Origin of the sequence: Pseudomonas sp. MG-9 (assembly GCF_018729515.1) — a bacterium.
In the GTDB taxonomy this organism is placed as follows: Bacteria; Pseudomonadota; Gammaproteobacteria; order Pseudomonadales; family Pseudomonadaceae; genus Aquipseudomonas; species Aquipseudomonas serboccidentalis.
On the sequence record NZ_JAHHZH010000006.1, the window covers coordinates 186,918 to 198,856 of the forward strand.

Here is an 11,939-nt window from a genome sequence, read left to right on the forward strand (position 1 = left end):
CGATCTCCACGCGCCAGCCTGGGTTCAGCGCACTATCGTTTTGCTGATGCTTGACGCTTGATCCTTCAGCAACTCAGTGAAGAAATCGATCAACTGCTGATCTGCCGTTTTGTGACCCGCCGCCTCAGCGACGAATTGCGCCGCTGACCGAGCGTCATCGACCAAGCTGAGAAACGTTCGCTGAACGTTAGTCAACTTCTTGATCACCTCTACACTCTCGCCGGCTTTGGCTGCCTGGCCGAGCGTAAACAGACCAATCAACGCTTGCGCGCCATGTCCCAGGGCCGCCGAGTAGTCACCTCGTCTTTGCGCCTGTGCTCCGTCGTAAATACTTTTCATCATCTGAACCGCGACGACCACGGTGCCAATGGGTGGCACAACGAGACTGATGACACTCGCTACCTTGATCAAGCCATCGTAAATCAGCCCCGCAATAATCTCCTTCAAACTGGTGGTTCGCTCTGCGATATCACTCTGCACACGTTCGACTCTCCGATCGTGGAACGTGAAGAGATTGTGCAGCCTGGCGCGTTGCTGCGTCTTGATCGGAGGCCGGGTATCCACGGTCGCGACAAGGTCATCAAAATAATTATTGATCACTTCTCGATCGATCAGCGCAACCCGATCAAAGTAATAATTCCGCATAGGGCCAAATCGGTAACGAATGGAGGGAATGAAATCGCTGATTGGTCGATAAGCTACACCATCCGGTGCGTCCGGCGTATATAACCAGTTGTGGAACTGGCTGGCGATGTTCAGCCGAAGGATATAGACACCTGCAACAGTGCGGTCGTGGTCTTTTGTGAGACCCAGTTTATCGATATTGAATTCGTATAATCCTTCATCACCTTCCTCGATGGTCTTAATGACCGGGTAGTGATAGACATCTTCCTTCAAACTTCCGACAACACGTTGTAGAGCAGAAAACACCTCAGACCCAAACCTGCCATCGACATAGTTGGCGAGAATATCGTAGTGCATCTGACAGCGAACTTTCTTGGCGTGGACGGCGCGTTTGAATGCGTAGTCGGGATGCTCCCTGTCCAGATAGTCATTTCCGAGCATTGCCCTATATCTGTCGCCAGGGCGGAATGTTTTCGATAACGAGGAAAGATCGCGAATATCCAGTTGATCGATCGCAGGATGGCCACCCGTCAAAAAATACCTGGGGTCATATTTGCTCGGATATGCAGGATTGGCAGCTTCAAACGAAAGGCCTTCGATGAGCAGATCCGTGACACTTTTCTGAAAGTCGTCAGTCTGGACAATAATCTGATCGGGATTGACTTCGACACTTTGTCCTCGTGTATACAGCAGGCTTTCAAGGTTCTGTTTTACCGCATCGTAAGTAAAGCGTTCGTAAGAAGGGAAAGCATTGTCCCGCGCCTCAATGGTGGAGAGCGCCTTGAGCTCGGTGTTCAATCGAGCATAGCGTTTGCGTGCCTCGATCCCCAAGTACCGGTAAGGCGCAGGCGCGATAGCCTTGTGTAACGCAAGTTCACTCTGATAAGCGATATTGACGTCATTGAGCAACGGTACTGCGCCATTTGGGAAAAGTTCAGGGTATTGGGTATCCAGCCTGTACAGGTAATAGGTTGAGTCACGGCTGACACCTTGCAGCGTTCCGGCATCGTTCAAATAGTCCGGATGAATCAATGACGCCGCGTATTCACGGTCAGCGGTCATGGCCGACTCAAACCAGTCGTTCAGCACGAATAAATCCGCAAACTTCATGAAAGCAAATTTACCTTCAGGCGTCCTCAGGTAAACCAGATACGTCGTACTTTCCCGTGCAAGAAACACCATCACATCTTTCAACGGTGGCCCTGGAAACTTCAGACTCAGTTTTATTCCACGTATTGACACCGACAGGTCACCAGCCAACGCCGCTTCAATCACTTTTGCATCGGCATCACTGTAGACCCCAGAATGACGGGCAATGAAAAGCGCGAACGCCATCTTGCTACGCATATGGTCGCGGTAGGCCTGTGCAAACTCCGGCGATGGATCAGTGGGGAGACTGGATACAAACTGCGAGCGCAAGTTGATGTTGCGCAACCATCTCTCAAGTGCTGCTGCGGAAAATCCGCTACCGAGCGGCAACCCCTCGATACTGAGTTCGGCTTTGTAGCTCTCCTCATGCAGGCCAAAAATGAGGAACTCCATCAGGGTCCGGCTATCGATCTGCTCGATGGTGCGCCCACCCAGTTGCATTTTATGGAGGCTTCGTACCTCTATCGTCTCGGCATTCAGTTGCTCACCGAATGCACTCATTGCCCACTCGGAAAAACACCGCAAGACATAGTCTTTGAACGAGAAACTCTTGTCGAAAACCACTTGGTAGCTGGCGTGGTATTTCTCCATCGAATACTCAAGTTCGACGTAACGCTGCTGAATACTTTCACCGCCACTCTTCAACCAGAGTGGCCATTCCGTACGTTTGAGTTCTGCCTGTAACTGATTAAAGCGACGACCGATGTCATCACGCATCACCGTCAACACTTGATTGTCCTGCAATATCAGGCTGAACGCTTGAGTCTGTTCCTGCCGATCACGCATAAGGTTTGTAACTGTGTCGAGTTGTCCTTTCAGATAAGTCTCAACACAATAGGCCGCAACATTCTGCGTTGTTTTCGGAAAAGCAAATTCGCTACCAGACGCTGACACACGCGCCAGCAACTTATCGCGCAATTCAAAATTGCTGTTGAAATACTCGAAGCCATGGCCTGGCGCATGCATGACATAGCCCGTGGACTCGTTGACCAACTTCATTTCCGAATCCGTTCGCATCACATTATTAAGCACAAACCCCGGCCCCAGCGAAGATCGATAGTCGGGTTCAGGGTTGAACTCTATTTTGTAAGCACCCGCTCCGCTCTCCAGGCCCAACAAGTAGCTAAAGCGTGCCGCCATGCCATGGTCTATTACACCGGCCATGGCTTTTAAAGAAAGCTCTGCGGCAAGTACATCAAGATAGGCTTGCTGAAATGCCTCTTTATTCGTCTGCAGTGATTCTTCAGCGACCGCGGATTTTTCGGGGGCTGCCCAATATTTACGTATTTCCGAACGCAGGCTGCTTTCCAGGTTCCGTAACGCATAGGTAATAGATCCCTCGGCGTCAATAATACTGAACCCTTCGACTCTCATCTGATCGCTAACGGTATCGGGCAGGTAAAACACTCCATCTCCGCCGCCACTCAGATAGTTCGGCAATACATTGTTATCAAGACAATGGAGCAAGACATCAGAAAGCTTGCCCAAGGGACGCGTTTCAAGCTCATACGACCGGTCCGTGATATTGATGTAAACATTATCGATATCAATGGCCTTATTTCGACGTTGCAACTCTTGCCGCAGTGCCTGTCGAGCGATTTGCCGAACTGTCGGGATCGCATCCACAATTGCGAACACTCGACTCTGCACGGCGTTAGCCTTCTCCCACTCCGCTCGCCAGGTAACTTCCTCACCTTCAGAGCCGCGCATCAAACTTTTGTACAACTTATCCATCTTGAGATCCTATCTTTCATATTCAGTGATTGCGACATACCGCGTCACCGGGAAAGCGAAAGATAGATTCATTTTCCGAAAACAAGAAGAACCAGTTCATTTCAATAAATATAGATTACAAGCCATTAACAAAAACACAAAACCACACATCTATGACGACAACTTCAAAAATAAAAATACGTGCTCTATCATTACCGAGAGCAACAAATTCAATTATCCGAAATATAGAACGAAGCGACATGTTTTTGGCTGCGAATACGCTGCCCAGTCCGTGCAGGGTGCCGTGGTGCGATCAGACTGTTACATGCCCCGTAACAGTGCATATCCGGAATTGCTATTTTTCCTTTGGGCTCGAGACCTTATTCTGAGCGGGCTTTCACGGCACACGCCGTACAGCACGAAGCCTTGGCCAGTGAGCAACTCGCACCCAGGCTGACCGATTTCAGATCAATCGAATCTTCGATTGATCGCCCCGGTGTTCACTGACGTTGATTTGTAGCTCCTTGATCCAACGTCTTACCTTGGCCGCTGCGTTTGCAGCGGCCTTTTTTATGCCTGATGAAAAACAGGCATCCCGTCCTACAAGAAACCTCCGAAAAATCCATCGGAAACTTCTTATTGCATAGCAGTACGCAACCCCGTCCTTTTACAAACCCTCGAAAGTTCACTCAACACTACAAGCAATAACTCACGGAATTCTCAGACTTTTGAACTCAGGCTTTGTTGTAACTTGAAACGACTCAAGCATTGCCCGGCAACAAGGATCGCATCGCCTGCAGCAGTGAGCTCTTGCACAAACCAATAACGTCATCACGCACATTCAAAAGGATATGAATATGCAAAATCCACCGAGGCTGCCCGACAGGCCTGGTTATCTTCAAATCGATACTGCGCTGGAAATAAAAGGCGTTGCACCTGACCATATGCGGCCAGGCCCGCGTACTTCGAATGACAATGGTGTTCAGCAGTCCGTACGCGGGAGGTTACGTCAAAGGGAAATACAGCGGTCGGATTTACAATCCAGAGCAGTCTGGTGGACCAATACTTGATCTGGACTGGCACACAGCGGTCATCACAAACGCTGGAGTCATTGCGGTGAAACTACACGTAGCGAGGTTCAACCAATCAGATGCTAACGACGTCATGATTCAAAGATTAGAGAGAATTTGGAACGGGGATTTGAATCATACTGACACTGATCTGCGCTACTACACTCACGAATTGAGAGAGCTTGAGCGATACAGAAATTTTGGCTATAGCGATACCACATCCCCCTCTGATGAGTCTCCGATATGGAACAATGCGCACACCGCGACACTAGAGGACTACAAACTCGGCAGCGAATTGACTCTGCTCTACAACGAAGAGGCAATCAACGCAATGAACGCTCAATGAGGAGTTTCGGCCAATGAGCACTGTCGAGAAAATCATAAAAAACGAACCGATTGCGGAAGTCATTTCACTCTTCGCGCTATGTTTTCACCCCATGCGCATCGATCAAATGTATGTACGCTATCGCAAGGACACTATTTCCCATGGTGTCTTTGTAGACACATACAACTCGTTATTCAGAGACGGCGTCTTGTCTTACGATGAAAATGGAAAAACAATCAAGGGTCCTAATTGGACACCGCCGGCATTCATGACAGAAAAACGTTACGACTAAAACAGAAAAAACCACCCGACCATCACTTCCATTGATCGGGTGGCTTAAGTAGCTAAAGCGAATACTTCTGCAAATTTGCCATCATCTCTTTCAGCGCCTCGATATTGTCCTTCGGATGCGCCGCGCCTTCGAAATTGCAAATCTGCTGCCAATGCGCCGCCACATCTTCCGGCGAGAAGCCAACACGCGGATCGAATCCGGCGCCGAGGCTGCGCTCCCAGCGCACCTTGCCCATCCAGCCGCCGCCGACCTCGAACAAACCGGACGTTTCCTCGCATTGTTCACTGGCCAGGTACACCACCAGCGGGCTGACCAGTTCCGGTTTGAGCTGTTCGAACACTTGCGGTGGAATCAGGCCCTCGGTCATGCGCGTGCCGCCGGTAGGCGCGATGGCGTTGACCAGGATGTTGTTCTTGCGCCCTTCAATAGCCAAGGTGCGGGTCAGGCCATAGAGGCCGAGTTTGGCCATGCCGTAGTTGGACTGACCGAAGTTGCCATAGATGCCCGAGGTCGAGGCGGTGAAGATCACCCGGCCGTAGTTTTGCTCGCGCAGGTGCGGCCACGCGGCGCGGGTGACTTTGTAGGCGCCTTCGACGTGGACGCGATAGACCAGATCCCAGTCGGCGTCGTCCATTTTGTGAAACGTCTTGTCGCGCAGGATCCCGGCGTTGTTCACCACCACGTCGATACGGCCAAAGGCATCGAGGGCGTTCTGCACCAGTTTGTCGCCGTCGGTGACCGAGTCGTGGTTGGCCTCGGCAATGCCACCGGCTTCGCGAATTTCCGCCACCACGCGATCGGCGGCGGAGGCGTTGGCGCCTTCGCCCTGGGTCGAGCCGCCGAGGTCGTTGACCAGCACTTTGGCGCCGTGCCGGGCGAACAGCAAAGCGTGCGCACGGCCCAGGCCACCGCCGGCACCGGTGACGATCACGACTTTATCTTCGAAACGTACGGACTCATTCATCGCAGGAACTCCAGCAGGCCGAGGGACAGTGACCCCGAGTGTCAGGCACGGGGCTTTCGGTCACAACGAATACGGCTGAGGCTGAATAGTGCGCGATAAGGCTGGGGGATGATGAACCAAAAAATCAAAAGATCGCAGCCTGCGGCAGCTCCTACACCGATCTTCTGCAGGAGCTGCCGCAGGCTGCGATCTTCTGATCTTTCAGGAGCACGCCACTTTGCGCGGCGGCAACGCCAGGTGATCTCGAAACGCCAGGTAATGCTTGAGCACCTGCACCGGCGCTTCGATCTGTGGATAGTGGCCAATGCCCGGCAACAACACGGTGTCGGCGTCGGCAATCAACTGCCGGTAACGCTCGACCATGTGCGCCCCGGAGATCGGATCGACTTCGCCATCGATCACCCGCAGCGGGATCTCATCGCGCTGCATGGCCGCCACCCAGCGGTCGCGCTGCACCCGGCGCTCGGGGATATAGCCGATCAGTTTGTGCATGATACGTGGACCGCGATGGGTCTCGATCAGGCTCCAGAAATCATCCAGTTCGCTTTCAGTAGGGCCGGTCTGCGGGCCGAAGATCTGCCGGAAACTTTTCACCAGGCCATCACGGGTGAAGGCCCGGCCGATCATCCAGCCCAACGGGCTGAGCAGCAGTTTTTGCATCAGCACCGGGCGATGGGTTTCCGGGAACAGCCCGCCGTTGAGGAATACGCAACTGGCGACCGCGATCCGGTTTTCGTAATGCCGGGCGAGCAGTTCCTGGGCAACGCTGTCGCCGTAATCGTGGGCCAGAATATGCAGCGGTTGCTCGACCTGAAGATGCGCCAACAGCGCCTGTTGCAGGTCGGCCTGCTCCAGCAGGCTGTAACTGTGATTCAACGGTTTGGCCGAATCACCGAAACCGAGCATGTCGCAGGCGATCACCCGATAACGTTGGGTCAATGGCTGCCACAGGTAGTGCCAGTCCCAACTGGCGGTCGGGAAACCGTGGATCAGCAGCAGCGGCTCACCCTGCCCCGCCGTCCAGTAACGGATCGACTGGCCGCGAAAGACAAACGTCCAGCTGCGCTTGCGCCAGACACACAGAGGAATCTCGGCAAGAGGCATTAGAGTTTATATCCGGGGTCTTGTTTATCGAGTTTGCGCAGCAACGCCGGCCAGGCCAGCGCGCCGCCCATGCCTTGAGCGCTTTTGGTCACGCCGGCGATCATCGCTTTGGCGCCCGCCAGAATCTGCGGTTCGATGGCGATCAGTTCCGCGCCGCCGGTTTGCGCCATGACCTGAATGTCGCAGGCGCGCTGGAAGGTGAACATCATCAGAAACGTATCGGCGATGGTGCCGCCACAGGTCAGTAACCCGTGGTTGTGCAGCATCAGAAAATTGTTGTCGCCCAGATCGGCCTGCAAGCGGGCCTTTTCTTCGTGGTTCAGCGCCACGCCTTCATAGGCGTGATAGGCCAGACTCGACAGCACGAACAGCGATTGCTGACTGATCGGCAACACCCCTTGTTTTTGCGCCGACACCGCGACACCGGAGGCGGTGTGGGTGTGCAGCACACAGATCACATCGTGCCGCACTTCGTGCACGGCGCTGTGGATGGTGTAACCGGCGGGATTGATCTCGTAGGGGCTGTCCATGAGCTTGTTGCCGGCCTGATCGACTTTGACCAGGCTCGACGCGGTGATCTCATGGAACATCAAGCCGAACGGGTTGATCAGGAAGTCTTCGGTGCCCGGAACCTTGGCGGAAATGTGGGTGAAGATCAGGTCGTCCCAGCCATGCAGCGCGACCAGACGATAACAGGCGGCGAGATCGACCCGGGTCTGCCACTCCGCAGCACTGACCTGATCTTTGACATTAAGGGACGACTGGACCGGGGCTACGCTCACTGTATGCACCTCTGTTCTTGTTGTCTGGCACGTGTGAGCAGTCTAGTCAGCCCCCGGAACTCACGTAGTTGCATTGGCAGCCAGCTTGATGACTGAGCGGGTCAGCAATGCAATCTCCTTGGATCCATGTCAAAGCAACGACGCCAACAAAGGCGCGGCGAACAGATTGAGCAGCCCGGTCAGGACCATCACCAGCCCCGCCACCGAGCCTTCCTCACCGCCCACTTCATGGGCCCGACTGACGCCGGCACCGTGCGCGCCGACCCCGAACAACGCACCGCGCGCCAAGGCACTGCGCAGCGGTAACCACTTGAGCAATACCCCGCCGAGCATCGCGCCAAAGACCCCGGTAAACATCACGAACACCGCGGTCAATTCCGGCACGCCTCCAAGATCCTGCGCCAGCGGCATGGCGAACGGCGTGGTGATCGAACGCGGCACCAACGACATCGTCACCGAACTGTCCAGTGCCAACGCCTTTGCCAATCCGAACGAGGTGGCGATGGAAGCGGTGCTGCCGGCCAGCATGCCGAGCAGCAGCGCCGACCAATGCTGCATCAGCAGACGCCGCTGCTGCCAGATCGGCACGGCGAAGGCGACCGTGACCGGGCCGAGCACCAGCATCAACCAGTGGGTGTTGCTGGCGTATTCGGCATACGCCGTGTGCAGTGGCACCGCGAGGGCCAGCAACAGCGCCGGCACCAGAATCAGTGGCGACAGCAAATAACGCCCGGTGCGCCGATAGATCCAGCGGCTGAACAGGTACGCCAGCAAGGTGAAGGCAAGCCAGAACATCGGCATCAGTTCAAACTTCATGGGAACGCCTCATTCGCACAGCCAACTCCACGGTGAACGCGGTCACCAGCATCACCATCAGGGTGCTGACGCCGATCACCAGCAGGATCCGCCAGCCGTCATTGCGCAGCAGCGCGCCGTAATCGAGCAGGCTCATCAACGCCGGAATAAAGAACAGCAGCATCTCGGCCATCAACAGCCCAGCGCCCAACTGCAGCGCGGCCGGTTTGACCCAGCCGAAGGCGAACGCCAGCAGCAACAGGGCCATGCCGATTACGCCACCGGGAATCGGCCAGGCCAGCCATGCGGCGATCCGGCAACCGAGCAGGTAGAGGCCGAGTAACACGGCCAGTTCGGCCAACAGACGGGAAAGATGCTTGAGTGGGGCGGGTTTCATGATTTTTGCTCCTGACAGGGGCTTATTTTACGAAGCCGACTGTCATCCCCGAAGCGAATTGTTAGACTCGAAGCCATTCCAAAATGGAATCAGGTAGATGGAATTCAAACAGCTGCGCAGTTTTGTCGAAGTCATGCATCAGGGCGGCTTTACCCAAGCGGCGAAAACCCTGCACATCAGCCAGTCGGCGGTGAGCAAACAAGTCGCGCAACTCGAACAGAGCCTGGGCACGCCGCTGCTTGAACGGCTGGGTTCACAACTGCGCCTGACCGCTGCCGGCAGCGTGGTGCTGCAACGGGCCGAAGGCATGTTGCGCCTGCGCAATGAGCTGCTCAGGGAGCTGGACGATCTGAGTCATCTGGCGCGCGGGGAGTTGCGCCTCGGCTTGCCGTTGCTGGGCAGCGACGCGCTGTTCGCCGGGCTGTTTGCCGAGTACCGGCGGCGCTATCCGAACATCAGCATTCAACTGCTTGAAGGCGGCAGTCGCAACGTCGAGCAAGCGGTGCTGAGTGGCGAACTGGAGTTGGGCGGCAGCTTGTTGCCGAAAGACCCGCAGTTCGACTTTCAGCCGTTCTGCGATGAGAAACTCGATGTGCTGCTGCCGGTGGATCATCCGCTGGCGGCACGCGGCGAGATTGGCCTGGAGGAATTGGCCGAGACGCCATTCCTGCTGTATCAGCGCAGCTTCGTGCTCAACGATCGCCTGCTGCAGGCCTGCCAACAGATGGGTTTCACCCCCAAGGAAGGCGGGCGCAGCGGGCAGGCGGATTTTCTCGTCGCCTTGGTGGCCGCCGGGCAAGGCGTGGTGTTGCTGCCCAGCGTGGTCGCCCGGGCACTGGAGCGCCCGGGCGTGGTGCGCCTGACCTTGCGCGCGCCAGACTACTTGCGCTGGGACATCGCCTTCATCTGGCGTCAGGGCGCCTATCTGTCGAAAGCCGCCCAGGCCTGGCTGGCATTACTGCGCGAGCGCGCGGTCAGCCCTTGAGGGTGGCGATCAATTGCGCCAGCCATGGTTCGGCGTCGGTTTCCGGCGTCACGCTTTCGCTGGCGTCCAGACGCAGCATCTCCTGCACCTCACGCACGCCGAGCTCAGCGAACAATTCGCGCATCAGCTCGCCGCCACCGCAGAACGTATCGCCATAACTGGCATCGCCCAAACCGATCACCGCACCCGGCAGGCCACGCCAGGCCATGGGCAGTTGATCGCGAATGCTTGAGTACAACGGCTGCAAGTTGTCCGGCAGCTCGCCCATGCCGGTGGTCGAAGTCACGGCGAGCAACGCTTCAGGGCCGAACGCCTGGATGTCCGCCAGGCTGGCGCGTGGGTTGTAGAAGGTTTCAAAACCGGCGTCTTTCAGCAGGTCTTGCGCATGACGGGCGACTTCTTCGGCCGTGCCATAAACCGAGCCGGAGAGGATGGCGACTTTCATCAATCTGATCCTGAAGCTGAAAAAAATGAGCCGGGATAGTAGCAGCCCGACACAAAAGCCGCGATCCGCGCTCAATTAGCGGTGGTGGCCGGTAGACAGCGGCGTTGGAACTTCTAGAATGCCAGCCAACATCAACACTGAACGGATTCATTGATGATCAATGCCAGCCTGCTGCAAATGGTGATCAACGCGTCGAATGACGGAATCGTGGTAGCCGAGAAGGAAGGTGAACAGGACAACATCCTGATTTACGTAAACCCGGCCTTCGAGCGCCTGACCGGTTACACCAGCGAAGAGATTCTTTATCAGGACTGCCGCTTTCTGCAGTCCGGAGACCGTGATCAGGCCAGCCTGACGCTGATCCGCGACACCTTGCGCGATGGCGGCTCGTGCCGGGAAATCCTGCGCAACTACCGCAAGGACGGCACGCCGTTCTGGAACGAACTGTCGCTGTCGACGGTGAAAAATGCCGACGACGGCCAGACCTATTTCGTCGGTGTGCAGAAAGACGTCACGGTTCAGGTCAAGGCGCAACAACGCGTCGCGCAACTGGAAGCGCAGGTGGCTGCGCTGCAAGCCGAACTCTCCGCCTTGAAAGCGACGAACGGCGAAAACAAAACTGCGAACTAACTGTCAGTAACTACAATCACCAATGACTTTGTAACTATTTCTTTCGAGCCAGGCCATGCAACGCGACGCCCTCTTGACCCAGGATGAGCTGGATTTCATCCAGACCATGCAGCACAACCCGCAGCTCAATGTGCGGGATGCAACGTCGAGCCTGCTGGTCAATGGCGGTTCGCAGATCCGTGACCTGCTCACGCGCCTGGCCGCTCATGAACAAGTGACCATTCAGGCCAACTTCGAAAATCAGCAAATGACCTTCCCGCTGCATCTGGTGGAAGACGAATTCCACGCCTTGCACCTGCGTCTGGGCGTGCCGAGCATTTACGAAGACGGGCCGATGGTTCGCCCTTGGCGACTGACCCTCGAAGAGCCAGTGGCGCTGGAAAATGCCAAGGGCCAACCGGGCATGATGTGGGTGCACGAGGTGTCGCACAAAGGCGTGCTGCTGGAAATGCGCAACAAGACCAAGCCACCCAAGCATTTCGCCCTGTGGTTCAGCCCTTCAGGTTATGAGCGGATTTCCCTGCGTGGCAATTTCGAGCGGGAAACCGAGCACGGTTTCTTCGCCTACGCGCTGAGCCAGACCGATGCCGATGAAACCGAGCGTCTGCGCCAGTTCATCCTGCAACAACATCGCCTGACTCACCCCGCCCTGCACACCTGAGTT

12 protein-coding genes are annotated in these 11,939 nt (G+C 55.8%); 5 read left to right on the top strand and 7 right to left on the bottom strand.

The genetic code is table 11. From position 1 onward, the window contains the following. Positions 1-24 precede the first annotated feature (24 nt). Positions 25-3,507: a dermonecrotic toxin domain-containing protein gene (locus KKQ10_RS17420; RefSeq protein WP_215501797.1), complete on the bottom strand. Its 3,483-nt coding sequence runs from the start codon at positions 3,505-3,507 to the stop codon at positions 25-27. A gap of 948 nt (positions 3,508-4,455) precedes the next feature. Between KKQ10_RS17420 and KKQ10_RS17425 the strand changes: the two genes are divergently transcribed. After that, entirely contained in the window at positions 4,456-4,902 is a 447-nt protein-coding gene (locus tag KKQ10_RS17425; protein WP_215501798.1) for a hypothetical protein, read from the top strand. A 13-nt stretch (positions 4,903-4,915) separates the two neighbouring features. Then, positions 4,916-5,173: an immunity protein gene (locus tag KKQ10_RS17430; RefSeq protein WP_215501799.1), complete on the top strand. Its 258-nt coding sequence runs from the start codon at positions 4,916-4,918 to the stop codon at positions 5,171-5,173. Positions 5,174-5,225: 52 nt separating this feature from the next. Here the strand turns inward: KKQ10_RS17430 and KKQ10_RS17435 are convergent, their stop codons facing one another. From KKQ10_RS17435 to KKQ10_RS17455, 5 genes are all read right to left on the bottom strand, one after another. Beyond that, positions 5,226-6,137, bottom strand: a complete 912-nt coding sequence (locus KKQ10_RS17435; RefSeq protein WP_215501800.1) for an SDR family oxidoreductase — start codon at positions 6,135-6,137, stop codon at positions 5,226-5,228. Between the two features lie 201 nt (positions 6,138-6,338). Next, positions 6,339-7,241, bottom strand: a complete 903-nt coding sequence (locus tag KKQ10_RS17440; protein WP_215501801.1) for an alpha/beta fold hydrolase — start codon at positions 7,239-7,241, stop codon at positions 6,339-6,341. Continuing rightward, positions 7,241-8,023 carry a class II aldolase/adducin family protein gene (locus KKQ10_RS17445; protein WP_215501802.1) on the bottom strand — a complete coding sequence of 261 codons (783 nt, stop codon included), beginning with the start codon at positions 8,021-8,023 and terminating at the stop codon, positions 7,241-7,243. Before KKQ10_RS17445 ends, KKQ10_RS17440 begins: the two co-directional genes overlap by 1 nt. 129 nt (positions 8,024-8,152) lie before the next feature. Then, positions 8,153-8,839, bottom strand: coding sequence for an LrgB family protein (locus KKQ10_RS17450; RefSeq protein WP_215501803.1), 687 nt, complete (start codon positions 8,837-8,839; stop codon positions 8,153-8,155). Then, the gene (locus tag KKQ10_RS17455; RefSeq protein ID WP_127651118.1) at positions 8,829-9,215 is read right to left on the bottom strand and encodes a CidA/LrgA family protein; all 387 of its coding nucleotides are present in this window, start codon (positions 9,213-9,215) and stop codon (positions 8,829-8,831) included. The genes KKQ10_RS17450 and KKQ10_RS17455 overlap by 11 nt, the downstream gene beginning before the upstream one ends. Positions 9,216-9,312: 97 nt before the next feature. Here KKQ10_RS17455 and KKQ10_RS17460 point away from each other — a divergent pair, with 97 nt between their 5' ends. After that, a complete protein-coding gene (locus KKQ10_RS17460) occupies positions 9,313-10,200 on the top strand; it encodes a LysR family transcriptional regulator (protein ID WP_215501804.1) in 888 nt (295 codons plus the stop codon). On the opposite strand, the gene KKQ10_RS17465 is transcribed toward KKQ10_RS17460, so the two are convergent. Beyond that, complete coding sequence (locus tag KKQ10_RS17465; RefSeq protein ID WP_215501805.1) at positions 10,190-10,645, bottom strand: flavodoxin; 456 nt, start codon at positions 10,643-10,645, stop codon at positions 10,190-10,192. The genes KKQ10_RS17460 and KKQ10_RS17465 overlap by 11 nt on opposite strands. A 153-nt stretch (positions 10,646-10,798) precedes the next feature. Between KKQ10_RS17465 and KKQ10_RS17470 the strand changes: the two genes are divergently transcribed. Both KKQ10_RS17470 and KKQ10_RS17475 read left to right on the top strand, forming a co-directional pair. Further along, entirely contained in the window at positions 10,799-11,275 is a 477-nt protein-coding gene (locus KKQ10_RS17470; RefSeq protein ID WP_215501806.1) for a PAS domain-containing protein, read from the top strand. Between the two features lie 55 nt (positions 11,276-11,330). After that, entirely contained in the window at positions 11,331-11,936 is a 606-nt protein-coding gene (locus tag KKQ10_RS17475; protein ID WP_127651122.1) for a hypothetical protein, read from the top strand. Positions 11,937-11,939: the final 3 nt, after the last annotated feature.

Coding starts and splice junctions, on each gene's coding strand:
- KKQ10_RS17420 (WP_215501797.1), bottom strand. CDS start 3,507: ATGGATAAGTTGTACAAAAGTTTGATGCGCGGCTCTGAAGGTGAGGAA.
- KKQ10_RS17425 (WP_215501798.1), top strand. CDS start 4,456: ATGACAATGGTGTTCAGCAGTCCGTACGCGGGAGGTTACGTCAAAGGG.
- KKQ10_RS17430 (WP_215501799.1), top strand. CDS start 4,916: ATGAGCACTGTCGAGAAAATCATAAAAAACGAACCGATTGCGGAAGTC.
- KKQ10_RS17435 (WP_215501800.1), bottom strand. CDS start 6,137: ATGAATGAGTCCGTACGTTTCGAAGATAAAGTCGTGATCGTCACCGGT.
- KKQ10_RS17440 (WP_215501801.1), bottom strand. CDS start 7,241: ATGCCTCTTGCCGAGATTCCTCTGTGTGTCTGGCGCAAGCGCAGCTGG.
- KKQ10_RS17450 (WP_215501803.1), bottom strand. CDS start 8,839: ATGAAGTTTGAACTGATGCCGATGTTCTGGCTTGCCTTCACCTTGCTG.
- KKQ10_RS17455 (WP_127651118.1), bottom strand. CDS start 9,215: ATGAAACCCGCCCCACTCAAGCATCTTTCCCGTCTGTTGGCCGAACTG.
- KKQ10_RS17460 (WP_215501804.1), top strand. CDS start 9,313: ATGGAATTCAAACAGCTGCGCAGTTTTGTCGAAGTCATGCATCAGGGC.
- KKQ10_RS17465 (WP_215501805.1), bottom strand. CDS start 10,645: ATGAAAGTCGCCATCCTCTCCGGCTCGGTTTATGGCACGGCCGAAGAA.
- KKQ10_RS17470 (WP_215501806.1), top strand. CDS start 10,799: ATGATCAATGCCAGCCTGCTGCAAATGGTGATCAACGCGTCGAATGAC.
- KKQ10_RS17475 (WP_127651122.1), top strand. CDS start 11,331: ATGCAACGCGACGCCCTCTTGACCCAGGATGAGCTGGATTTCATCCAG.